Annotated in this window: 21 protein-coding genes; 6 read left to right on the forward strand and 15 right to left on the reverse strand. The window is 47.6% G+C overall.

The window, feature by feature from the left end; translation table 11 throughout:
* Positions 1-102: 102 nt before the first annotated feature.
* The 3 genes from bcaP to BGM27_RS04620 form a co-directional block, all read right to left on the reverse strand.
* Positions 103-1506 carry a branched-chain amino acid transporter BcaP gene (gene bcaP / locus BGM27_RS04610; protein ID WP_007409268.1) on the reverse strand — a complete coding sequence of 468 codons (1404 nt, stop codon included), beginning with the start codon at positions 1504-1506 and terminating at the stop codon, positions 103-105.
* Between the two features lie 333 nt (positions 1507-1839).
* A complete protein-coding gene (locus BGM27_RS04615; RefSeq protein WP_007409269.1) occupies positions 1840-2709 on the reverse strand; it encodes an SDR family oxidoreductase in 870 nt (289 codons plus the stop codon).
* Between the two features lie 79 nt (positions 2710-2788).
* Positions 2789-3892, reverse strand: a complete 1104-nt coding sequence (locus BGM27_RS04620; protein ID WP_032865267.1) for a citrate synthase/methylcitrate synthase — start codon at positions 3890-3892, stop codon at positions 2789-2791.
* Between the two features lie 109 nt (positions 3893-4001).
* Between BGM27_RS04620 and BGM27_RS04625 the strand changes: the two genes are divergently transcribed.
* Positions 4002-4877: a transcriptional regulator CitR gene (locus tag BGM27_RS04625; protein WP_007409271.1), complete on the forward strand. Its 876-nt coding sequence runs from the start codon at positions 4002-4004 to the stop codon at positions 4875-4877.
* Positions 4878-4945: 68 nt separating this feature from the next.
* On the opposite strand, the gene BGM27_RS04630 is transcribed toward BGM27_RS04625, so the two are convergent.
* A complete protein-coding gene (locus BGM27_RS04630; RefSeq protein ID WP_007409272.1) occupies positions 4946-5770 on the reverse strand; it encodes a C40 family peptidase in 825 nt (274 codons plus the stop codon).
* A gap of 459 nt (positions 5771-6229) precedes the next feature.
* On the opposite strand from BGM27_RS04630, the gene BGM27_RS04635 reads away from it, so the two are divergent.
* Positions 6230-7609, forward strand: a complete 1380-nt coding sequence (locus tag BGM27_RS04635) for an alkaline phosphatase PhoA (protein WP_007409273.1) — start codon at positions 6230-6232, stop codon at positions 7607-7609.
* Positions 7610-7646: 37 nt separating this feature from the next.
* On the opposite strand, the gene BGM27_RS04640 is transcribed toward BGM27_RS04635, so the two are convergent.
* Positions 7647-9053, reverse strand: a complete 1407-nt coding sequence (locus BGM27_RS04640) for a SpoVR family protein (RefSeq protein WP_007409274.1) — start codon at positions 9051-9053, stop codon at positions 7647-7649.
* A 169-nt stretch (positions 9054-9222) separates the two neighbouring features.
* On the opposite strand from BGM27_RS04640, the gene BGM27_RS04645 reads away from it, so the two are divergent.
* The 3 genes from BGM27_RS04645 (at position 9223) to lytF (ending at position 12945) form a co-directional block, all read left to right on the forward strand.
* Complete coding sequence (locus BGM27_RS04645; RefSeq protein ID WP_007409275.1) at positions 9223-10737, forward strand: mechanosensitive ion channel; 1515 nt, start codon at positions 9223-9225, stop codon at positions 10735-10737.
* Between the two features lie 139 nt (positions 10738-10876).
* Entirely contained in the window at positions 10877-11311 is a 435-nt protein-coding gene (gene nsrR / locus BGM27_RS04650; protein ID WP_007409277.1) for a nitric oxide-sensing transcriptional repressor NsrR, read from the forward strand.
* A gap of 179 nt (positions 11312-11490) precedes the next feature.
* A complete protein-coding gene (gene lytF / locus BGM27_RS04655; protein ID WP_007409278.1) occupies positions 11491-12945 on the forward strand; it encodes a peptidoglycan endopeptidase LytF in 1455 nt (484 codons plus the stop codon).
* Between the two features lie 44 nt (positions 12946-12989).
* On the opposite strand, the gene BGM27_RS04660 is transcribed toward lytF, so the two are convergent.
* Positions 12990-13313, reverse strand: coding sequence for a DUF3889 domain-containing protein (locus BGM27_RS04660; protein ID WP_007409279.1), 324 nt, complete (start codon positions 13311-13313; stop codon positions 12990-12992).
* Between the two features lie 190 nt (positions 13314-13503).
* Between BGM27_RS04660 and BGM27_RS04665 the strand changes: the two genes are divergently transcribed.
* A complete protein-coding gene (locus BGM27_RS04665) occupies positions 13504-13746 on the forward strand; it encodes a YhdB family protein (protein ID WP_003155335.1) in 243 nt (80 codons plus the stop codon).
* Positions 13747-13760: 14 nt separating this feature from the next.
* Here the strand turns inward: BGM27_RS04665 and BGM27_RS04670 are convergent, their stop codons facing one another.
* The 9 genes from BGM27_RS04670 to BGM27_RS04710 form a co-directional block, all read right to left on the reverse strand.
* Positions 13761-14285 (reverse strand): NADPH-dependent FMN reductase, encoded by a 525-nt coding sequence (locus BGM27_RS04670; protein ID WP_007409280.1) that lies wholly within the window; start codon positions 14283-14285, stop codon positions 13761-13763.
* On the reverse strand, positions 14282-14929 hold the full coding sequence (locus BGM27_RS04675) for a response regulator (RefSeq protein ID WP_007409281.1): 648 nt from the start codon (positions 14927-14929) through the stop codon (positions 14282-14284). The genes BGM27_RS04670 and BGM27_RS04675 overlap by 4 nt, the downstream gene beginning before the upstream one ends.
* A complete protein-coding gene (locus tag BGM27_RS04680; protein ID WP_007409282.1) occupies positions 14929-16065 on the reverse strand; it encodes a GAF domain-containing sensor histidine kinase in 1137 nt (378 codons plus the stop codon). Before BGM27_RS04680 ends, BGM27_RS04675 begins: the two co-directional genes overlap by 1 nt.
* 145 nt (positions 16066-16210) lie before the next feature.
* Positions 16211-17953, reverse strand: a complete 1743-nt coding sequence (locus BGM27_RS04685; RefSeq protein WP_007409283.1) for a phospho-sugar mutase — start codon at positions 17951-17953, stop codon at positions 16211-16213.
* 139 nt (positions 17954-18092) lie between these two features.
* Positions 18093-19760, reverse strand: a complete 1668-nt coding sequence (gene glpD / locus BGM27_RS04690; protein ID WP_003155341.1) for a glycerol-3-phosphate dehydrogenase — start codon at positions 19758-19760, stop codon at positions 18093-18095.
* 138 nt (positions 19761-19898) lie between these two features.
* Entirely contained in the window at positions 19899-21389 is a 1491-nt protein-coding gene (glpK, locus tag BGM27_RS04695) for a glycerol kinase GlpK (RefSeq protein ID WP_007409284.1), read from the reverse strand.
* Positions 21390-21405: 16 nt separating this feature from the next.
* Positions 21406-22233, reverse strand: coding sequence for an MIP/aquaporin family protein (locus BGM27_RS04700; RefSeq protein WP_007409285.1), 828 nt, complete (start codon positions 22231-22233; stop codon positions 21406-21408).
* A 172-nt stretch (positions 22234-22405) separates the two neighbouring features.
* Complete coding sequence (locus tag BGM27_RS04705; RefSeq protein WP_007409286.1) at positions 22406-22981, reverse strand: glycerol-3-phosphate responsive antiterminator; 576 nt, start codon at positions 22979-22981, stop codon at positions 22406-22408.
* 16 nt (positions 22982-22997) lie between these two features.
* Positions 22998-24350 carry an aspartate aminotransferase family protein gene (locus tag BGM27_RS04710; RefSeq protein ID WP_102422641.1) on the reverse strand — a complete coding sequence of 451 codons (1353 nt, stop codon included), beginning with the start codon at positions 24348-24350 and terminating at the stop codon, positions 22998-23000.
* Between the last annotated feature and the right edge of the window lie 291 nt (positions 24351-24641).

A 24641-nucleotide genomic window follows, 5' to 3' on the forward strand; every position in this document is an offset into this window, starting at 1 on the left:
CTTCCGCCCTATATTATCCCTTATTCGCTGCGATAACTTAAGCCCATTTCAATATGTTTCATTATTCCGAAAAAAAAAAAAAGGAGCGGCGGGTGCCGCTCCTTACAAATCCCCGTTTAATTTCGAATGCTTTCTCGAATATAAGAAATAAATCACCAGACCGATGATCAGCCAGATAAAGAAACGGAATATGGTGGTGGCGCCGAGGTTAATAATCAAAAACACGCAGAACAGAATGGACAATATCGGAATAAAGGGAACCCCCGGACATTTAAAAGCCCTTGGCAGATCAGGCTGTTTCTTTCTCAATACGATAACCGCCACGGAAATCAGGACAAATGCGGCAAGCGTGCCGATGTTCACCAGCTTCGCCAGTTCATCAAGCGGGACGAGCGAGCCGAGTAATGCTGACAGGATGCCGAACACCCATGTCACCACGTGCGGCGTTTTATGCTTCGGATGGACTTTTGAAAGCGCTCCCGGCACCAAACCGTCACGGGACATGGCAAACATCACCCTCGTCTGGCCGTACAGCATGACGAGCATCACCGTTGTCATCCCCAACACTGCGCCGATATCAATAATCCCGGCCACCCAATTCTGTCCGGCCATCTGCAGGACGAGAGACACGGGATGGTCAACGCCTTCAAAGCGGGCAAACGGAACGACGCCCGTCATAATCGCCGATACGGTCACATACAGCACGGTGCAGACGATTAATGAAAAGATAATTCCTTTCGGCAGATCCTTCGCCGGATTTTTCGTTTCTTCAGCGGCGGAAGAGACGGCGTCAAAACCGATAAAAGAGAAGAAAACGAGCGCCGCGGCACTGAAAACACCGCCGAACCCCATCGGTATAAACGGCTGCCAGTTGTGAGGTTTGACATATACGGCCGCAACGGCGATAAACAATAGAACAACCAGAACCTTTAAAATGACCATAATATTATTGACCCGCTTCGATTCCTTAATGCCTAAATAGAGGAGGAATGTAATCGCAAGCACGATAACAAATGCGGGGAGATTAAAGAATGTGACCGTGCCTTTAATGGATCCCGGCGCGGCCGTTAATGCGGTCGGAAGATGAATGCCGAAGCCCGCCAAGAATGATTGAAAATAGCCGGACCACCCGACCGAAACCGCGCTGACGGCGAGCATATATTCCAAGATTAAATCCCATCCGATGATAAACGCGAGAAGTTCACCCAGTGTCGCATAAGTAAACGTGTAGACGGAACCCGAAACCGGGACGCTTGAAGCAAATTCGGCATATGACAGAGCCGCAAATAAACACGCAAGAGCGGCGATGACAAATGAAACGGTCAGCCCCGGCCCCGCCGTGACAGCGCCTGTTCCGGTTAATACAAAAATCCCCGTTCCGATGATGGCCCCTATCCCCAAAAGGGTCAGATCAAAGGCCCCTAACTCTCTTTTCAGCGACTTTTCCCCGCCCGTTGCGGCAAGCAGGTCCTGAATGCTTTTCTTTCTGAATACGCTCCCCTTCATCTGCTTCACTCCTTGTAAATTAATATATGTTAGAATATTCAGATAACAATAGCAATAATGACTAAATTCTTATTTTTCGCATGAAATGTTTCAGCACATCATCCCTTTCTCCTATGTCATATTATAGCGAAAAATATAAAAATGAAAATAATTTTTTTGAAAATTCTATATATTATTTTTAGTTTTCATAAAACAGAACGCAGCGGATTCTCCACTGTGAAATATTAACATTAGTGATTCAGCTGGAGACTTCCATTTTTTGAAAATCGTATTCATATGTACGTTCAAATAAAAATCCCGCCCTTTTTAAAAGCGCGGGATAAGACTTGCGTATTATGTTGAAATAAATCTGCCGCCATTTACGTGAATGGTTTGCCCCGTCATATAGGAAGATTCGTCTGAAGCCAGAAGCACGTAAGCTCCGGCGTGTTCCGCAGGCTGTCCCGGTCTTCCCATCGGAGTGTCCAGACCATGCTTTTCCACCTTTTCTTCAGTAAACGTTGCCGGAATCAGGGCGGTCCAGATCGGGCCAGGGGCCACCGCATTTACTCTGATCCCCTGATCGGCCAATGACATCGCCATTGAACGCGTAAAGGAAACGATGCCGCCTTTCGTGCACGAATAGTCGATCAATGATGTGTCTCCCTGATAAGCGGTAATAGACGTTGTATTAATGATGGCGCTCCCTCTTTGCAGGTGGGGCAGCACGGCTTTTGTCATATGAAACATAGAAAACATGTTTGTACGGAATGTCTTCTCCAGCTGTTCAGCTGTAATATCAAGAATCCCGTTTTGCGGATGCTGCTCAGCCGCATTATTAACGAGAATATCTATTTTTCCGTAGTGATCTAAGACTTGCCGGACCGCCTTCTGACAATGCGCCTCATCACCGACGTCTCCCGGAATTAACAGGCATTCGGCCTGGTATTCTTCCGCACGCTTTTTCGTTCTCTCGGCATCGGCATGTTCGTCTAGGTACAGGATGGCAAGATCCGCCCCTTCCTTCGCGTAAGCGATCGCAGCCGCTGCGCCGATGCCGCTGTCTCCGCCCGTGATGACGGCGACTTTTCCTTTTAATCTGCCCGACCCTTTTACATCCGGGTCCTCCAAGAGCGGTTTCGGCTCCATGTCTGACTCAATGCCGGGCTGGCGCTTTTGCACCTGCGGCTTTTGTCCTTCCGTCTGTCTGTCCATCGGATTCATATTCTCACACTCCTGCAATTGGTATTACTGAGACGATACCACGCAGTGCGGGGAGTTAAACGGACAAATATGCCGGTAATTAAAGCTGCTGAGCCGTTTCGGGAAAAGCGCCGGTGTATTTCGCAGACGGCCTGTAAATCATGTTGTCAGCGGACTGTTCAAGCACGTGTGCGCACCAGCCTGCCATTCTGCTTGCTGAAAAGGTCGGCGTAAACAAATCATTGTCGACATCAATGGCCTGCATCACAGCCGCTGCGTAAAACTCCACATTCGTATACAGCTTCCGTCCGGGCTTATATTGCTCTAACAGGCGGATGGCTTCCTTCTCCACATAAAGCGCCAAGTCAAGCGACGGATCATTTCCCGCCACTTCTTCAGCCTTTATGCGCAGCGCTTCCGCCCGCGGGTCTTTTGTTTTGTACACCCTGTGCCCGAAGCCCATCAGGCGTTCTCCCCTCATAAGCTTCGCTGCCAAATACGCTTCTGCATTTTCTTTTGTCCCGATGTCTTCAAGCATTTTCGTGACGCCTGAAGGCGCGCCTCCGTGCAGCGGCCCTTTCATCGTACCCAGTGCGGCAGTGACGGCAGACACTAAGTCCGATTCAGTCGAAACGGTGACTCTCGCTGAAAAAGTCGATGCATTCATCCCGTGCTCCATCGCCAGAATCATATACGTCTCAAGCGCTTTCTTTTGGGCTGCGGACGGCTGCCTGCCTGTCAGCATATACAAATAGTTTTCAACGTGTCCGTATCGCGCCTCAGGTGACAACGCTTCCTGCCCTTGTTTACGGCGGTATCTGTACGCAATAATCGTTGGTGTGACGGCAATCAGTTTAATCGCTTCTTCCGGCTTGGGCGGATATGTAAATGAATCTGTGCCCAAACCTGAAACAGCCGTTCTCAGCACCGCCATGTCGTCCATTTCATCCGGAAGCGTTTCCAGTAAGTCGATCAAATGTTTCGGAAGCCCGCGCTCGGCTGCAAGTTCTTCCTGAAACGCAAGCAATTGCCGCTCATCAGGAAGCGCCCCGTTCAAAATGAGATACGCCGCTTCTTCAAAACTGAATTGCAGCGCAATATCCTTCGCATCATAGCCGCGATATATTAAATGCCCCTTTTCTCCGTCAATGTGGCTGATAGCCGTTTCTGCACAAGTAATCCCTTTCAATCCACGATAAATCAATTTCATTCCCCCTTATCCTCTTTCTGTTATTATAGTAAATATAATATTTAAAAAATAATGAATATTTTTAAGGGAATTAATTAAAACTTTTAATCAGAGGAGTGCATCTATGGATTTTAAATGGCTTCACACCTTCGTCACCGCGGCAAAATATGAGAATTTCAGAAAAACGGCGGAAACGCTTTTTTTATCTCAGCCGACCGTCACCGTTCATATAAAATTATTAGAGAAAGAAATCAGCTGCAAGCTGTTTCAGCGAAGCGGCCGGAAAATACAATTGACGGAAGAAGGAAAAGCATACGTGCCGTTTGCCATGAGGCTTTTGGAAGACTATGAAAACAGCATGGCGGAACTGCACAGGGTGCGCCAGGGCTACTCGCACACGCTGACACTCGCTGTTTCGCCGCTTATCGCCGACACCGTTCTCCCGTCTGTCATGAAGCGTTATACAGAGGACAATAAAGAAACCGAAATGACGGTCACCATTTTCGAATCGGAAGAAATCGCCTCTCAAATCAGAAACGGCTCAGCCGATATCGGACTGAGCTGCTTAAAGGTGCAATCATCTTCCCTCACTTGCCGCCCCCTGTACAATGACCCCGTTGTCCTCGTCGCGCCGCCCGGCCGAAAACCCGGAACAGGGAAGGCGGATGAAGTGAAAGACCTGTTCGGACAATATCTGCTTTTGACCCATAACCATCCTGACTATTGGGATGATTTGCTCCGCCAGGTCAGAATACAGTTCCCTTTCGTCAGGACAATGAAGGTGACACAGACGCATATTACGAAACGATTTATTAAAGAGGGGCTGGGTGTCTCATTTCTGCCGCTGTCAGCGGTACGGGCCGAACTCGCCGCAGGCAGCATGATTGAAATTCCGTGCGAATTCGCCCAGATGCCGAGCGCGGGCGCATACGCCATCGCCCTCTATGAAAATGAAAAAAAGAAAACCTTTTTAGATTTTTTATCACATTTTCATTTTTAGGTGAAACAAATGGAGCTCTGTCCCGTCTAAATAAAAAACCCGTTCTGATGAACGGGTTTCTATCGCTGCTAGAATCTTTTCGCGCCCAGGTAGCGCGGTTTCCAGTAGCTGTTATTCAGATCACTTGTTGTGACGCCGTCAGAACCGGCATGGATGAACTTGTTGTTTCCGATGTACACACCCATGTGTGAAGGGCCGGCCTGATATGTTGTAAAGAAGACGAAGTCTCCTCTTGACGGGCTGGACACGCTCTTCATTGAGCTCCAGTATCCCGCAGTGCTCGTTCTGCCGACACTCGTCTGTTTGTTTAACAGGTACCAGATAAATCCGCTGCAGTCAAAGCCGGAAGTCGTTGTTCCGCCCCATACATACGGCGTGCCGATTAAAGATTGCGCATCAGAAATCAGCTTGTTTACATTCAGGCTCGTCTGTGCAGCATTATGGCTGGATGAAGGCTGCTTTGATGACGAAGATCCTGAAGACGTTGAACCGGAAGTTGATCCCTTTACTTTAAGAACTTGTCCGATGCGGATCAGGTCCGTTTTTAAACCGTTTAAACTTTTTAATTGGTTTACCGTCATTTTATATTTATTCGCAATTTTCCAAAGGCTGTCGCCTTTTACGACTTTATATGTAGACGATGATGACTTGCTGCTTGAGCTTGAACCTGAGGATGATTTACCGTTAATCGAAAGCGTCTGACCGATGTAAATGATATCCGATTTTAATTTGTTCTCAGATTTAATGGAATTAATTGACGTTCCGTACCGATTTGAAAGTCCCCATAATGTATCGCCTTTTTTTACCTTAATCGTTTGCGCAGATGCCGCGCCCGCAAACAAAGTCGTCCCCAAAACCACTGCCGTTGTTGCTGTAACAAGTTGCTTTTTCATATTTTCCTCCCTGAATGATTCTATCTATTTTATGTGTCTCTTTTTTAAAGTTTTTATCTGTTTCCTATTATAAGGTTCAATTTCCACTAGAAATAGACTTGACTTCCCGTGACAAATTTCTTACTAATTCGTTTCAGAAAAAAGTTTTTAAGGGTATTAAATATTTCAATTTGATTTCAAACGTGACGAAAAACGAGTCAATTTGTCATGTTTTTTTCCTGTGATCCTCGTATTTTGGAAAAACAAAGCAGTTTATTTTCCAAATAATCCCTTGTTAAAAAATCCCTCGTCTTTTTCAAAAAAGTGAATGGTTTTCACTCTTTCTTGAAAACATAACTTTACACCGGAATTTACATTTCTAACAATGTTTCACCTGAAATTTACAGGAGGAACAGGCGCTCTTTACAAACACCCCCTACCATTAGACATGCAGACACGATTAAAGGAGGACGAGTGAGAATGAGTCTATTTAAACAGGTTCGATCAAAACTTCTGCCGGCGGCAGCCGTATCCGTACTGACAGCCGGTCTGATTGCGGGCGCGGGGCTTCAGCACTCCGAACAGGCTGCGGCAAAAAAACAGCCTGACAAAAACGAAATCAGAAACGTCATCTTCATGGTCGGTGACGGAATGGGCGCTCCCTATATGAACGCCTACCGTTCGGTCATTAACAAAGGAAAGCCTTCGGATGGTATGAAACTGACGGCATTCGACCCCAATCTCACCGGTATGATGATGACTTACCCTGACGACCCTGATTCCAATATTACCGATTCCGCGGCGGCAGGCACGGCAATGGCCACGGGTGTGAAAACGTATAACGCGGCGATCGGAGTCGATAAAAAAGGAAAGCGGGTAAAATCCGTCCTCGAAGAAGCGAAACAAAGAGGGAAATCCACCGGACTTGTCGCAACTTCGGAGATTGCCCACGCCACCCCTGCGGCATTCGGAGCCCATAATAAATCCCGAAAGAACATGGATGACATCGCAAGCAGCTACTTTGATGACCGCATCAACGGAAAACAGAAAGTCGATGTGCTCCTCGGAGGCGGCAAGTCAAACTTTATCCGTAAAGACCGCAATGTAACAAAGGATTTCAAAAAAGCGGGATACAGCTACGTGACATCAAAACAGGAGCTTAAAAAGGATCGTAACAAGAAGATTCTCGGCTTGTTTGCCGATGGCGGACTCGACAAAGCAATCGACCGCTCAAACGCCGTCCCTTCATTAGAAGACATGACAACGGCGGCGATCGACAGGCTGAACACGAATAAAAATGGGTTTTTCTTAATGGTCGAAGGCAGCCAAATTGACTGGGCGGGACATGACAATGATATAGTCGGCGCAATGAGCGAAATGAAGGATTTTGAAAAAGCGTATAAAGCAGCGATCGCATTTGCCAAAAAGGACAAACATACGCTTGTCGTTGCCACGGCTGATCATACCACCGGCGGATTGACGATCGGCGCGAATGACGATAAAAACTGGCATGTTGAACCGATTCTTGCCGCAAAAAAAACCCCGGCATTTATGGCTGACCAAATCAAAGCAGGCAAATCCGTATCTTCCGTGCTTGCGCGCTATACAGACCTGAAATGGTCAAAAGCTGAAATCAAACAGATCGAAACTGCCGCAAAACAGAATGCTGACAAGAGCATCTACAAAGCAATCATTAAGCTCTTTAATGCGAAAACCAACAGCGGCTGGACAACCGGCGATCATACAGGCGAAGAAGTTCCCGTTTACGCATACGGTCCGGGAAGAGAGTCATTTACGGGGCTTTTAAACAACACGGACCAGGCCAAAAAGATCTTTCACATCCTGAAACACGGAAAATAAAAAAGGATGCGGGGGTTTCCCCGCATCCTTTCTTCTTTTACAGATATCTCCGGTGCACTCCTTTGCCGTCATACGAAAACATCACTTCTCTGTCTTCAAGAACAGATTCGATGTGCACGCTCCTGCCCCACAGCTGGTACAGATACGGCAGCACTTTCTCCAAATATTTCAGATCAAGCTCAATTCCCTCATACCAATGTTTAATATAAAGCTCATTATTCTTCAGGTAATCCCCGTCATTGACGGTCAGATAAGGAAATCCCCCGTTGACCCGCATGTTCACGAGCTGGTCGCGCACGGCCTTCCATTCTTTGTCGATCACTTTATAGTCCCTGCCCTGCTTTTGGAATAAATACAAATCCTCACGCATCACGAGATCTTTCGTCAAATAATTGCGGATAAATGATATATCCGATTCAATTTCCCTGACCTCAAACATTTTCTCGCGTCCGGAACCGGGCTTTACTCCTGTTTTTTTCATTTCATCTGTCGGGTTGTCATAACGCTCTTCGATGTCTTCAAAAATTTTCAGCCCTAAATAATACGGGTTGATTCCCGTTTTTGACGGCTGGACAACGCCTGCGTTCAGTTTCGCAAATTCGATGGCTTCATCTGAAGTCAGGTCAAGCTCGCGGATAATCCGCTGATGCCAATAGGATGCCCAGCCTTCGTTCATGATTTTCGTTTCCAGCTGCGGCCAGAAATACAGCATTTCTTCTCTCATCATGGTTAAAATGTCACGCTGCCACGGTTCAAGCTCCCGCGAATGTTCTTCGATAAACAGCAGAATATCTTTTTCCGGCCGGGGCGGAAACGGTTTTTTCCCTTTTTTCTTTTTCACCTGCTTCGGCTTATCCATTCCCCATAAATCATCGTAAGGCGATGGCGCGGTTTCTTCTTCGTCCTCCTCTTCGTCATCGACGCTCCACAGCAGCTTCGGCCTGACGAGCGACGGATCGATATGCTCCTGAACCGCCAGAATGGCATCTAAAAAGGACTCCACCTCTTTTATCCCGTGAATTCTTTCATAATGCTTAATCCGCTCCGCCGCAGCCGCCATACTCTCAACCATGTCCCGGTTCGTATTTTGAAAGCGGCAGTTATGTTTGAAAAAATCACAATGGGCAAGAACATGGGCTACAATTAATTTATTTTGGATCAGCGAATTGCTGTCCAGCAAAAAAGCGTAGCAAGGGTTGGAATTAATGACAAGTTCATAAATTTTGCTCAAACCGAGATCATAATGGAGTTTCATCTTGTGAAATTGTTTGCCGAAACTCCAATGGCTGAATCTCGTCGGCATGCCGTACGCGCCGAATGTATAAATAATCTCAGCCGGACAAATTTCATATCTCATCGGGTAGAAATCAAGGCCGAAACCCTTCGCAATGTCGGTTATTTCCTCAATTGCCCGCTGTAAACCTTTTGTCTCCTCCGCGTTCAACCGAATCCCCCCTACTTGGACTTATTTATAATGTATGACCCCTCCTCTCAAAAGATGAAATAACAGACCGGTTTCCGTCTGAAAACTTTCGGCACATCCGCCCCGTTTGCTTTATATGTAAGTGGGTAAAACACACACCATACCCCAAAAAGAAAAGGAGCGATTCTACTTGAATACAGCAGACATGCTTACGACGTATCTCAGCAAACTCCCGAATCTGATCATCGCACTGCTCGTCCTGCTTATCGGCTGGGGCATTGCCAAAATCATTGAAAAAGCCGTATACAAAGGCCTGCAAAAAACAAAAATCGACGACAGGCTGTTCGCCGAAAAAAAGCCGGCGCGCTATTCCTCAGAAAAAGTCATCAGTAAAGTCATTTATTTTATCGCATTAATCATCGTTTTTATTCTATTCTTTAACATTCTGCATCTGACAACCGTGGCTTCGCCTTTTGTCAGCATGCTGTCAGCGATAACGGCGGCTGTGCCGAGCATTTTAAAAGCCGGCCTGATTCTGCTGTTGGGCTGGGCAGCCGCTTCGCTTTTCAGCTATCTCGTCAAAAAAGCGGGCATGAAACTCGCTGAAAACGGCCGGTTCAGAAAATGGACAATGGTGTCTGAAGAAGCGGAGATGAGCAGATCCGTTACGGCCGCTTCACGAATCGTTTTTTACTTCGTCTTGCTCTTGTTCCTGCCCGGCGTCTTGGCCGCTCTCCAAATCAGCGGAGTATCAGGGCCGTTTACAAATATGATCCAAAGCGTTTTGTCCTTTATACCGAAATTATTCGCCGCGGCGCTGATTGTTTTAATCGGCTGGCTTGTTGCCCGTCTCGTCCGTGATATCGTCACAAACTTTCTGGCGAGTATCGGCACGGAAAGGCTCGCCGCACGTATGGGGCTTTCTATATACCTGAAGGATACAAGCCTGTCGGCAATCATCGGAACGATTGTCTACGTGCTGATTTTCATTCCGGTGATCATTTCTGCGCTTGACCGGCTTGATGTGGCGGGTATTTCTGAACCGGCGTCAGCCATGCTGCACACGGTCTTCACAATGCTCCCTAATATCATCATCGGTATCGTGCTGATCATCGCCGGCATCTGGATCGGAAAATGGGTCAACAGCATTGTATCCGGGCTCCTGCACCGGGCCGGTTTCGACTCTCTTCTCGGTAAAATGGGCTTTGAACAGGCGGGTACCCCGAAGCTGACGCTTTCTCAGACGGTCGGCATGATTGTTCAGATCATCATCGTCCTGCTCTTTACGGCAGAGGCGCTGCAGCTTGTTCATCTCGAATTTCTCGTCGTTATCGCAACAGGTATTATCGCTTACCTGCCTAATGTTCTGGCCGCTGTATTTATTCTCGGAATCGGACTTTTGGCCGGACAGCTCGTCAGCAGGCTGCTTGCCGGCATGCTGAGCGGAAAGGAATTCAGATTCCTGGCGCCGCTTGCGAAATATACCATTATCACTCTTTCAATCTTTATGGCGCTGGATCAGCTCGGTGTCGCCGACACGATCGTAAATGCCGCGTTTATTCTGATTCTGGGCGGTTTCGCGCTTGCCTTCGGACTTTCATTCGGTCTTGGCGGAAAAGATTTCGCCTCCCGTTATCTCGCAAAATTGGATCGCAAAATTGAAAAACATCAATCGGCTGACGATCGTAAGCCGCCGATGTCTTAACTCAAAAAAAAAAACGTGCGCTCAGAAGGAGCGCACGTTTTTTTTTTTGAGTTAAGGGGGCAAATTCCTTTTTTTTCATTTTAGATTCATATATGATAGACTGTAACAGAAGCAAAATCTCTTTTTTCGAGGTCATTCTATGAAATTAACGAACTATACCGATTATTCTTTACGCGTTTTGATTTTTTTGGCTTCCAGACATTCCGACGAACTTTCCAACATAAAAGAAATCGCAGATACTTATTCCATCTCTAAAAACCACCTCATGAAAGTCATTTACCGCCTCGGCCAGCTCGGGTATGTCGAAACGATCCGGGGCCGGGGAGGCGGAATCCGTTTAGGAATGACACCGGAAGACATAAACATTGGAGAAGTCGTTCGAAATACAGAAGACGACTTTAACATCGTAGAATGCTTTGACTCCCAAAAAAATCTCTGTATCATATCTCCCGCCTGCAACTTAAAGAACCTTCTGAATGAAGCCCTGCAAGCTTACCTGGCCGTTTTAGACAAATATACGTTAAGGGATCTGGTCAAAAACAAAGAGGAGATTATGAGACTGCTCAGAAGCTGAAGGAATGCCCGCATTCCTTCTTTTTTTTATGCCGGCATAAGAAAAAAGGACTATTTCTATTAATATGATAAACGATTGCAGACAAGTGCCGATATAAAGATTATCATTACTGATATCCTCACCTTGCGGCTGCAACGAATGGGGATAGTAAAATCATCGCAGGAAAAGGGAGATTCATTATGAGAAAAAAGGTAGCGGTCGGTTTGACTGCATCTGCGATCGTCGGGTCTGCGTTAGCTGTAACACCGGCAGAAGCACAAACGATTAAGGTTAAAAGCGGAGATTCATTATGGAAGCTTGCCCAAAACTACAATACGAGCGTGGATGCCATTACATCAGCCAATCATCTAAAATCCACCGTTCTTTCTATCGGGCAGACGCTCAACATTCCTAACGGCAAATCAGATTCCGGCAGCAAAAATCCATCTTCAAAGAACAGCGGCACGACTAAAAGCGTTTATACAGTGAAAAGCGGCGACTCGCTGTGGCTGATCGCATCTGATTTTAAAATGTCCGTACAGGAACTGAAAAAATTGAACGGTCTGACAAGCGACTTAATCCGCGCGGGACAGAAGCTGCAAGTGACGGGGAAAGTTTCCTCAAGCACCGATCAGAAAAAAACCACGCCGGGCAGCAGCTCAAACAGCAGCAAAAAGCAGTCATCATCTTCCGGGACGTATAAAGTCAAACTCGGCGATTCACTATGGAAGATCGCAAACAGCGTCAATATGACCATTGCGGAACTCAAAGTATTAAACAACTTAAAAACGGATACGATCTACGTAAACCAAGTCCTGAAAACAAAAGGAACGTCTTCTTCGGGAAACACGCCGTCAAAGGACAATTCAAACCAAAATAAAAACCAGACGCAAACGTCCTCCTATACAGTAAAAAGCGGAGACTCACTCTGGAAAATCGCAAACGCATACAATATGACGGTTCAGCAAATCAGAAGCATCAACAAACTGACGTCAGACATGCTTCGGGTCGGACAAGTGCTTAAGCTGACCAAAACGTCATCTTCCGGCTCTTCGACTTCACCGTCAACTCCGAACCAGTCCGGAAATACAGGGAAAACCACTACATATACCGTGAAAAGCGGGGATTCTTTATGGGTGATCGCCCAAAAGTTCAATGTGACCGCCCAGCAGATCCGCGAGAAAAACAATCTGAAAACAGATGTTCTTCAAATCGGACAAAAGCTGACGATTACCGGGCAGCAGACAAACACGACTCCGAATCAGTCCGGCAACACAGGCGGCACAGGTTCAACAAGCGCGAAGATTAATGTAATGATCGATGCCGCAAAAGCTCAGCTGGGCGTACCGTATGTATGGGGCGGGACGACGCCGAGAGGCTTTGACTGCAGCGGTTTCATTTATTACGTTCTCAATAAGGTCACTTCTGTATCCAGACTTTCAGCCGCAGGCTACTGGAATACGATGACATCAGTCAGCCAGCCGGCGGTCGGTGACTTTGTCTTTTTCTCAACTTATAAAGCCGGACCTTCCCACGTCGGTATTTATCTCGGGAACGGCCAGTTTATTAATGCAAACGATTCGGGTGTCGTTATTTCCAGCATGAACAATTCCTATTGGAAACAGCGCTACCTCGGCGCAAAACGTTTCTTCTGATATCTGACAAGCTGTACGGCCTCAATAAGGCTGTGCAGCTTTTTTTACAGTCTGAAAATATTAATGCTGATCACGTGTTTTGTCACGGGATGGAAATACACTTCAGCACGGGATGAAAACGTTTCTTTTGCTGTTTGCACCGTTACGCGAAACACATCTTTCGTCTGTTCCCGGTTCACTTTTGTACGGCCCATGTACGAATAATCGGTAAGCTCGGACCCCTTGTATTCACGTTCAAGCTGGTTCCATGCGAGCTGCTCCCATTTTTCAACTGATGGATCAAGGTGTTCTGTATGCCCTTTTTCAGCGATCGAGGCAATGAGAATGCCGCAAAACAAGAGGGCAAGCGCAAATGGAAGGGATTTCATCTTTATGTTCTCCTGAGTCGTTTTTTGTCAATCTTAGCGTGTCCAAAGAAGAGACGGATATGCGGTTTTATTTTATGTCTCCCTCATATTGCTATGCCGCTGTGATAAGGCCACCAACTTTTCCCCCGTTGCATCGGGCTTCGACGGCATAAACTAACGGAGAACTTCTCATTGAAAGGAGAAGCGTTAGATGGATCATGCCGATTATGACAAAGCCTTGTATTACACACACCGGTCTCAATGGGACAATTTGTTAATATTGATGGTTCGTACAAAAGATGATTTATTATCAAAGCGTATTGAGCACTTTCTGCACGCGTATCATTTCGAATATGATCATGCGGTGCTTGAAAAAGAGCTGTATTCTCTTCTCGGGTATATTGATCATGCGACAGAGCTCGCTTATGAAGATCAATTAGCCATGCTGACATAAAAACAATCCCGGCGTCAGACGCCGGGATTTCTTATGTTTGTGAACATATTCAGCTCTTCGATCATCTCTTTCAGGCTGACAGCCATATCCTCAGATACGGTCCGGCGCTCCATGTCGATGTGAATCGGGTCTAAGACCAGCTGTTTCGGGATGACATTTGCATAGACGCCCCGCATGACCGTCCGCATATTCGCCAGCGCGTTCATGCCTCCTTTTCCTCCGCCCGCCGCGGCCATGATTGCCACCGGTTTGTATGCCCAGTGATCGCTGCTTAAAAAATCAATGGCGTTTTTTAAAGCGCCGCTCATGCCGCTGTGATACTCGGGAGATAATAAGACGACGGCCGCCGACTTTTTCACCTGCCGCCTTAACTCTTGCACTGAAGGCAGCTCGTTCTGTTCTTCTTCACCGTTATAAAGCGGCAGATCACTTTCGCTCAAATCAATAAAATCGGTATGAAACCGATCTCTTATATAAGAAGCGGCAATTCTAGTCCGCCCGTTTTTTCTCGGTGTGCCGCTGATCACTAATATGCTCATGATTTTACCGCCTTTCCAAAAACATTATATTTTACCGCATACAATGCCGCCTGCGTCCGATCGGAAAGATTCAGCTTTGACAGCAGGTTGGACACGTGGGTTTTCACTGTTTTTTCTGAAATAAACAGTGCCGCCGCAATTTCCTTATTGCTTTTCCCTTTGGCTATTTCTTGAAGAACATCTTTTTCACGAGGGGTGAGCTGATCATATTTTTCCTTATCCTGATCATCCTGAACCATATGGGTCAGCACGTGAGGCACAATATCCGCCGACAGCCGGTAACGTCCGGAATACACTTCCCAGAGCGTTTTCACTAAATCATCGGGCTGGGCGTCTTTCAGCTGATACGCTTTTGCGCCGGCTTTAAGGGCGGGAATGACATGCTCCTGATCAGAATAGCTCGTCAAAACGACGATACTGATGTCCGGAAATCGTTCAGCCACAATTTTTGCCGCTTCTATGCCGTCCATATCAGGCATTGATAAATCCATCAGAATGATGTCCGGCTCCGTCTTTTCAGCTTGCTGAAGCGCTTCAGCACCGGTGGACGCCTCACCGACAACTTCAATGTCTTCCTGAGTGGCGAAGAAATAGCGCAGTCCTTTGCGGACAACGTGATGATCATCAGCAATCACAATTTTCATCAATCAGACCTCCTGTCCCGAAACGGAAGCCGAACGGAGACAATCGTTCCGGCGCCAAGCTCGGATTGCAATGTAAAGCGGCCTCCGATTGCTTCGGCGCGCGCTTTCATGCCGGTCACGCCGAGCGACGGCAGCCCCGTATGCGTATCTGCGCTGAAGCCCGCTCCACGGTCGCTAATATGAAGCTCCGCGCAATCCGACTTTTTAACGGCGGAAATGATAACCCGGTCCGTTCCCGCATGCTTTTTACAGTTATTCAAGGCTTCCTGGGCGATCCGCCAAAGCGCGTGTTCCTGTTCATCCGTAAGCTCCAGCTCATCCTCCATTTCACAAACGGCTTCCAGGCCGATAAGAGCGGCATAGCTTTTGATCGACGCATACAGCCCTTTCGTCAAACTTTCCGGCTTCAGCTGCCAAATAAGCGCCCTCATTTCTGTTAGCGCATCCTGAGACAGCTCTTGAATAAACGTAATCATCTGCCGGAGCCGATCATCATCTGTAAAGCTCTTTGCGGCTTTTGCCGTTAAGCTGACAGAAAACAGCATCTGATTGACGGAATCATGCAGCTCTTGCGCAAGTCTGCTTCGTTCCATCAACAGGGCGTTCTGCTGCTCAAATTCGGCCAATTTCATCCGCTGAATCGCCGTTCCGATTTGAAATGCAACCGCTTCAAGCAGATGCAGTTCTTCTTCGTTGAAAAATGTCTTTTCGCTTGCGGCGACGTTTAATAAACCGAACTTCCGGCCGCCGTCCTCAAGCGGTACGGTCGCATGATGGGTAATGCCCTCCGTATCGCGGCAGTTCGTCGTCTGTTCCGCAAATTCAATCCGTTTACAATTCATTATGTTTACGGCCTTTGTCAATCCGCCATTGCTGAATTTGGTCAGACAATAGCATTCCCCGCTGCACATGAGTGCATTTTCCCGCTGACCGAGAGCCGGCGGTAAATAAGCGGATGCGGCGAGCGTATAAGATCCGTCCGGCTCAATCAGAAAAATCCACCCTGTCTGCAGCCCGGTCAGGCTGAGCAGTTCGCGAAGCACTTTATCAAGCGCTTCCTTTAAATCGTGGCTTTGGTTTAAGGTTTCCGCAATCGCTTTTAACGTTTTTAACGTTTCTACCGTCGTTTTCGTCAATTTCCCTCACTCCGGCCAATCAGAATTATCCATATTATATCAATTCTTTTCTGTATATTCCTTTGTTTTCAGCATGAATTTTCCTCATACTTTCGGATGAGGGGTATAAAAAAACCGCCGGATGTCGCTTCCGGCGGTTTGTTGTTTATTTCGTTTTTTCCACTATGCCATCCACCGTTTTCATGACAGCTTCAGATAATGCGGCAAGACGCTGTTCGCTGTCTTGTAAAGAAGTTCCCTTCACGGCGAAATAGAACTTCACTTTCGGCTCCGTTCCCGATGGACGAAGGCAGAACCAAGAGCCGTCTTCAAGGAAATATTTCAGGACATTTGACTTCGGCAGATCAATATCTTCTTCATGATGATCGGCAAATACAGTCCGTTTTCCCGTTGAATAGTCTTCAGCCTGCGTGATTTGTTTTCCGGCCATCTGCTTCGGCGGATCGTTTCGGAAGGAAGTCAGGATAGCGGAAATCTGCTCTGCTCCCTGTTTTCCTTTTAACGTCAATGACTTCAAGCCTTCACGGTAATAACCGTATTCTTTAAAAATGGACAGCAGCGCGTCATAAAGCGACATGCCCTGCTTTTTATAAAAGGCGCATACCTCGACGGCTAACAGCGCAGCCTGGATCGCGTCTTTGTCACGCGCGAAATCGCCGATTAAGTAGCCGTAGCTTTCTTCATACCCGAACTGGAACGTGTATTGGCCTGATTTTTCATATTCTTTGATCTTTTCACCGATAAATTTGAAGCCTGTCAGCGTGTCAACCGTATCTAATCCGAACGATGAAGCGACGGCGCGGCCCAATTCGCTCGTGACAATCGTTTTCATGACGACACCGTTTTCAGGAAGGGCGCCCTGTTTTTTCTTCTCGGAAAGCAGGTAATGCAATAAAAGCGCGCCTGTCTGGTTTCCCGTCAGCACTGTGTACTTGCCTTCGCTGTTTTTTACCGCAATGCCGAGACGGTCGGCATCCGGGTCCGTAGCGACGAGAATATCAGCGTTTTGTTCTTCTCCGAGTTTAATGGCATATTCGAATGCCGCGTGCTCTTCCGGATTCGGCGATTTGACGGTTGAAAAATCCGGGTCCGGCAGCTCTTGCTCCTTCACGACGGTGACGTTTTTGTAACCGAGTGCTTCAAGACCGCGGCGCACCGGTTTATTTGCCGTGCCGTGCAGCGGAGTGAACACGACGCTGACATCCACTTCATCCGAAAGCTCGGGATGTACGGAGATGGAAGTCAGTTCTTCAGTATATGGTTTATCAATTTCTTCACCGATTATTTTAATCAAACCTTTTTCTTTCAGCGACTGTTCATCTTCAACTTGAATCGTTAGTTCATTTTCTATGGCATTCACTTCCGCAATGACGATGTCCGCTTCTTTCGGCGGCAGCTGTGCGCCGTCATCGCCATACACTTTATATCCGTTATATTCAGGCGGGTTATGGCTGGCCGTCACGACGATACCGGCATAAGCGTTCAGCTTTCTCACCGCAAAAGACAGCTCAGGCGTCGGGCGGAGCTCATCAAATACGTATGTTTGAATGCCTTGGGAAGCAAGGGTTTTTGCAGCTTCCATCGCAAACTCAGGAGATTTATGACGGGAGTCGTATGCGATCGCAACCCCTCTTTTTTTCGCGTCTTCCCCCTGTTTCGCGATATACGCCGCAAGTCCGGCGGATGCTTTGCGGACCGTGTAAATATTCATCCTGTTCGTACCCGGCCCGATTTCTCCTCTCATGCCTCCTGTTCCGAACTCAAGATTTTTGTAGAAAAAATCTTCCAGCAGCTGCTCGTTTCCTTCTGCGTCCGCCAATAATTTTTTCAATTCTGAATCTAATTGTTCGGCCTGATTCCAGCGTTCGTAACTCTTACTCCAACTCATGTTCGTCCTCCTATAATTTCAGCTTATGACCATATTTTAATATGAAGCGGCTGCCCGTGTCACTTGATAACTTAACCAAATGCTTTATGTAAAAAGATAAAAGAAGGGCTCATGCCTTTTCGGCACAGCCCTCCGGTTATTATTGTTCGAGCGGAACAACCGCGTCGTGCAGCAGCGTATTTAACCACTCAGTGTGTTTTTCTTTCGTTTCGTCATTCCATTGGAATCGGTCGCTCATGTAATCAATCACGGCCGTTTTATACGTTTGCACCCATTTGATGTCGAAGAACAGTCTTCCCGTTCTGCGGACGAAGAAATCGGCAGGTGTCGCAGCCATTTCTTCTTCGATGCTGTAAGCCGCTTCAGCCAAAATGTGAACCGGAATCTGGCGTTTTTCCGCTTCGTCTTTCAGACCTTCAATCCGGCTGAATACATTTTCAACGTTAGAGCCGTATCTGATGGCTAACTGCTTAGCGGTTTCCTGTGATAAACCGATTTTCAAGCCGTCTTTTGTCTTTGCTTCCACAAATGACTCGAAGTTTTTAGAGCCGCCGACATGTCCGCCGGAAATCGGCATCGTCTTCGTCTTGCAGCCGCCGAAGTCCTGGCCGCCCTCTTCTTTCAAGCGGTCGCGGACAAGATCGACAATGTGCTCAGCCATTTTACGGTAGCCCGTCAGTTTTCCTCCGGCGATCGTAATCAGGCCTGATTGAGATGTCCAGATTTCATCTTTACGGGAGATCTCAGACGGGTCTTTCCCTTCTTCGTGAATAAGCGGTCTGAGGCCGGCCCAGCTTGATTCAATATCGTCCGCCGTAATGTTCAGTTCCGGGAACATATAATTGATGGAGCTGACGACATAATCGCGATCCTGCACCGTCATGCGCGGGTGCTCAAGTTTTTGTTTGTAAACCGTATCGGTCGTACCCACGTATGTTTTTCCTTCACGCGGAATGGCGAACACCATCCGGCCGTCCGGCGTATCAAAGTACACCGCCTGTTTAAGCGGGAATACGGATTGGTCGAATACGAGATGGACCCCTTTTGTGTGCTGAAGATGTTTTCCGCTTTTGCTGTGGTCTTTTTCTCTCAGCTCGTCGACCCACGGACCTGTCGCATTGACGATTTTTTTGGCGTAAACTTTGTATTCCTTGCCTGACAGCAGATCTTCAATTAAAACGCCGACAACTTTTCCTTTTTCATAAAGCAGTTCTTTCACTTTAGAATAGTTGACAGGCTCCGCACCGAATTTAACGGCTTCTTTCATGACTTCAATCGTCAGTCTCGCATCGTCCGTCCGGTACTCTACATAATAGCCTCCGCCTTTTAAGCCGTCTTTTTTGACGAGCGGCTCTTTTTGCAGCGTTTCTTTAGCAGACAGCATGCTTCTGCGCTCTGATTTTTTTACTCCCGCTAAATAGTCATACACACGCAGGCCGATGGAAGTAGAGAATGAACCGAACGTGCCGCCTTTATGAAACGGCAGCAGCATCCATTCCGGCGTCGTGACGTGCGGGCCGTTTTCGTACACGATGGCACGTTCCTTACCGACTTCTGCAACCATTTTGACTTCAAATTGCTTCAGATAACGCAAACCGCCGTGGACAAGCTTTGTGGATCGGCTTGATGTGCCGGCCGCGAAATCCTGCATTTCGCTCAAAGCGACTTTCATTCCCCTTGAAGCAGCGTCAAGCGCCGTACCGGCACCCGTAATACCTCCCCCTATAATAAACAGATCGTATGTTTTTTTAGTCATGTCTTCCAGCATATGATCCCGTTCCAAACTTGAAAATTGGTGATTCATCATTACGTTTCCTCCTTGTTGTCACGGTATAGAAAAAGAGACCACAACAGCCAAAGCGCATGTCATCACTTTGGTGCTGTGGTCTCTCCTCATCTCAGGACCGTTCCTATTAACTTGTTTTCAGTATACCACATTTTTATCTTATTTAAAAGCCATAGCTGCATTTACTGCTTTTTTCCATCCGCCGTACAATTCATCGCGTTTTTCATCTTCCATTTCCGGTTTGAATTGCTTATCAAGGTTCCATTGATCAGCGATTTCAGTGCTGTCCTTCCAGTAGCCGACAGCGATTCCGGCCAAATACGCGGCACCGAGCGCCGTCGTTTCATTAATTTCCGGACGTTCGACCGGCACATCAAGCAAGTCGCTCTGGAACTGCATGAGGAAGTTATTTTTTACCGCTCCGCCGTCTACACGCAATGTTTTTAAAGAGATGCCTGAATCAGCCTCCATGGCATCAAGCACATCTTTCGCCTGATAAGCGAGAGATTCAAGCGTAGCCCGGATAAAATGCTCCTTCGTCGTTCCGCGTGTCAAGCCGAAAACTGAGCCGCGCACGTCACTGTCCCAGTACGGTGTGCCTAATCCGACGAAAGCGGGCACGACATAAACACCGTCAGCGGAATCCACACGCTCTGCGTATGTCTCGCTTTCTTTTGAATCTTGGAACATCCGCATGCCGTCTCTCAGCCATTGGATGGCAGAACCTGCGACAAAGATGCTTCCTTCCAGTGCATACTCGACTTTTCCGTCTAATCCCCAGGCGATTGTCGTCAGAAGGCCGTGATCAGAAGTGATGGCTTTTTCTCCGGTATTCATCAGCATAAAGCAGCCTGTGCCGTATGTGTTTTTCCCCATGCCTTCTTCAAAGCACGCCTGACCGAACAGCGCAGACTGCTGGTCTCCGGCCGCTCCCGCAATCGGAATGTTTTTACCGAAGAAATGATAATCAACCGTTTTCGCGTACACATGAGAAGACGGTTTCACTTCCGGCAGCATTGATTTCGGCACGCCTAAAATATCAAGCAGCTCGTCATCCCATTTTAATTCATGTATATTAAACATCAGCGTTCTTGAAGCGTTGGAATAATCCGTTACGTGCGCCGCCCCTCCGGACATTTTCCAGATGAGCCATGAATCAATCGTTCCGAACAGAAGACTTCCGTTTTCCGCTTTTTCCCGCGCGCCTTCTACATTGTCAAGAATCCATTTGACTTTCGTTCCTGAGAAATAAGGGTCAATCAAAAGTCCCGTTTTTTCTCTGAATGTATCATTATATCCTTTTTCACGAAGCTCTTCGCAAATGCCGGATGTTTGTCTCGATTGCCACACAATCGCATTGTATACCGGCTTTCCGGTATCTTTATCCCATACGACCGTCGTTTCCCTTTGGTTCGTGATGCCGATACCGGCAATTTGATCAGCGCTGATTCCGGACTCGGAGATCACAGTCGCGATAACGGCGAGCACCGATCCCCAGATTTCGTTCGCATTGTGCTCCACCCAGCCCGGCTGAGGGAAATGCTGTGTGAATTCCTTTTGAGCGGAATGCACGATTTTTCCTTCTTTATTAAAAAGAATCGCTCTTGAACTTGTTGTGCCTTGGTCAATTGATAAAATATAGGTCTCCATGATGCCGCTCTCCTTTTTAAATATATTCAGAATTTGATAATGTTTTCTGTGATTGAGATTTCTTGGTATAAAGATAAAGTATGAAAAGCACTACAACCATTATAACGCTTACAAACCAAAAGCTAGGTGTCACATTTCCTTTAAACGCGGCATTGTAAAATACGCCGCCGAACGCACCGCCCATGATCGGACCGATTACGGGAATCCAGGCATATTTCCAATTTGACGGCCCTTTTTTCGGAATCGGCAAAAAGGCGTGAGCGATTCTCGGCCCCAAATCCCGCGCAGGGTTGATCGCATATCCGGTCGTCCCTCCAAGAGAAATCCCGATGGCAACGATGAGGAATCCGACAATCAGCGGGTTCAGCCCTTTTGTAAATTCATTCGCTCCGATTGCCAAAATGCCGAGCACAAGCACAAACGTACCAATGACTTCACTTATCATATTCCCAAATGTATGAGGAATACTCGGGCCGGTCGAGAAAACGCCCAGTTTAGCGGCCGGATCATCCGTCGCCTTCCAATGCGGCAGATAATGAAGGTACACAACAACCGCACCGATCATTGCTCCGATCATCTGTCCCGCAATATAAACAGGTACCTCTTTCCAAGGAAAGCTGCCTTCAAGCGCAAGGCCTATCGTTAAAGCCGGATTCAAGTGGGCGCCGCTGATGCTGCCGACGGCATATGCCGCCATGGCTACTCCCAATCCCCAGCCGAATACAATAACAATCCATCCGGATTGGTATGAAAGCGATTTCTTTAAATTGACTCCCGCACAAACGCCGCCGCCGAAAATAACAAGCAGCATTGTACCGATTACTTCTCCCCAAAATGCTGTCATCATCATTCCTCCTAAATGACATAATAGCAGGTTTGACAGAGTTATAGAGAATAAAAAACCCACAACAAACCGCTTTACGCTTTATTGCTTCCGTAAAGAGCTGTTGTGGGTCTCCGGGTCTCCATCACATAGTATTAACCTAGGTCTATTGTAACAATGGGTGTAAGCGGTGTCAATCTTTTTTTGTCATAGAATGTTCATATTTAGCCCATAGGTCGGTGTCTGAAGTCGTCACGGCCGTGGCTCCTGCCTGCAAGGCGTTTTCAACGTCCTGCTCCGTGCGGATGAAGCCGCCGGCAAAAATCGGAATCCCCGTCATTTCTTTAATTTCTCTGATTAAAGTCGGAACGATGCCCGGGAGAACCTCGATAAAGTCAGGCTTATGCTTTCCGACGAATTCCATGCTTTTCTCCATGGCGCTCGTATCTAAGAGAAACAGACGCTGGATCGCGTATATTTTCTTTTGTTTCGCTTTAACGATGACTGATGATCTCGTCGAAATGATGCCCGCGGGCCGGATATCCTGGCAAATGAACTCCGCACCGTATTCATCATGCTTAATGCCGTGGATTAAATCGACGTGAACCATCAGAAGTTTTCCGTGTTTTTTCGCTTCATTCACGACACCTTTTAATTGACCGAGGTGGATATCTAAAATGACGCCGTATAAGAACGGACTTTCTAAAAATGCATCGAATTGCTTCATGTTCCGGATTGCCGGTAGAATCTGCTGGTTGTGAAAACTCATGTTTTACTCCTTTACATTAAAAATCAATGCTCAGCACGCTTTCCTTGACGGTCGAAATGATGAAAGAGAGCTCCTCGTCCGACAGGCAAAAAGGCGGAGACAGCTGAATGACATTATTATATCCCGCTACAGTATCGCCATTTTTCCCGACAAGCAGGCCTTTTTCTCTGCACGCGGTGATGACGTGTTGCACAAGGGCGGCATCAGCGGGTTCCTTCGTGATTTTGTCCTTGACGAGCTCAATGCCTGCAAGAAGGCCCTTGCCCCGTACATCTCCGACCGCCGGATGTTCTCTGAGCGGCTCAAGCTCACGGAGCAGCCTTTCTCCAAGCTCCCGGGAGCGGGCGATCAGATTTTCGTCCTCCATCAATTGCAGGTTTTTCAAGGCCAGGGCGCAGGCTGCCGGATTGCCTCCGAATGTATTCACGTGCCGGAAGCGGCCGTACGGCTCACCGCCCGAATACGCCTCAAAAATCTCCCGTTTTACTGCCGTTGCCGACAGCGGCAGATAAGCGCTCGTAATGCCTTTTGCCATTGTGACGATGTCCGGTGAAACGCCGTAATGCTGAAATCCGAACGGCTCTCCCGTGCGGCCGAAACCGCAAATAACTTCATCACTGATCAGAAGCGCGCCGTGGCGGCGGCAAATGTCCTCTACCTTTGCCATATACCCGTCCGGGGGCATCAGTATCCCTCCGCCTGTAATAATCGGTTCCATAATAACGCCGGCAATCGTTTCGCTTAACTCCCACGTCATGATCCGGTCGATTTCATGCGCGCTTTCCAATGTGACGGCATCGCCGGGATTCCGATAGAGATCAGGCGGCGCCGCGTGCAAAAAACCTTGTGAGAGCGGCTCATATTTATACTTTCTCTGCGCCTGGCCGGTAGCGGCGAGCGCCCCCATCGTATTGCCGTGATAGCCTCTGTACCGGGAGATGAATTTGAAGCGGCTGTGATCGCCGTTTTCAATGTGGTATTGGCGGGCAATTTTGAACGCGGTTTCATTTGCTTCCGATCCGCTGTTGGAAAAGAAGATTACATAATCGCCGCCGAGCCATTCATTCAATTTTTCCGCAAGCTCAATCGCGGGTTGATGGCTTTGGGTCAGCGGATAATAAGGAAGCTCCTTCAATTGGCTGTAAGCCGCATCGGCAAGTTCCTTTCTGCCGTATCCGATATTGACGCACCACAGGCCTGACATGCCGTCCAAATACCGTCTGCCGTCAATGTCCGTAACCCAGGCGCCTTCCCCTTTTTGGACGATTATGCTGTCATCCGGCTCCGCCCCTTTCATCGCGTGCCAAATCAGCTCTTTATCCTTTTGTTTGAGTGACTGATTTTTTTGTACATGTTCCACACCGCTCATCTCCCTTTCAATATCATTGCACTGTATCGAAAGCTGCCCGGCTTCTGACGCCGATTCTCTTGGTGAAGTTTTCCTCTTAATAAGAATATAAAGGCGCGGCATGGGCGAGTCAATAAAGCGGCGGCAATTAAAAAAACGCTTTCTCCCAGAAAGCGAAAGGGCTACAAGAGCATATCCCGAAACCGGGGCCGGTGCAAGTGTTTTTATAAAAAAACCCGCCCCTTAGGGACTGACCCCATAAGATGAGACAAATAAAAACACCTTCAAGTTTGAATACGGATGATTGTTATC

Origin of the sequence: Bacillus sp. FJAT-27001 (genome assembly GCF_019039175.1) — a bacterium.
Lineage (GTDB): Bacteria > Bacillota > Bacilli > Bacillales > Bacillaceae > Bacillus > Bacillus velezensis.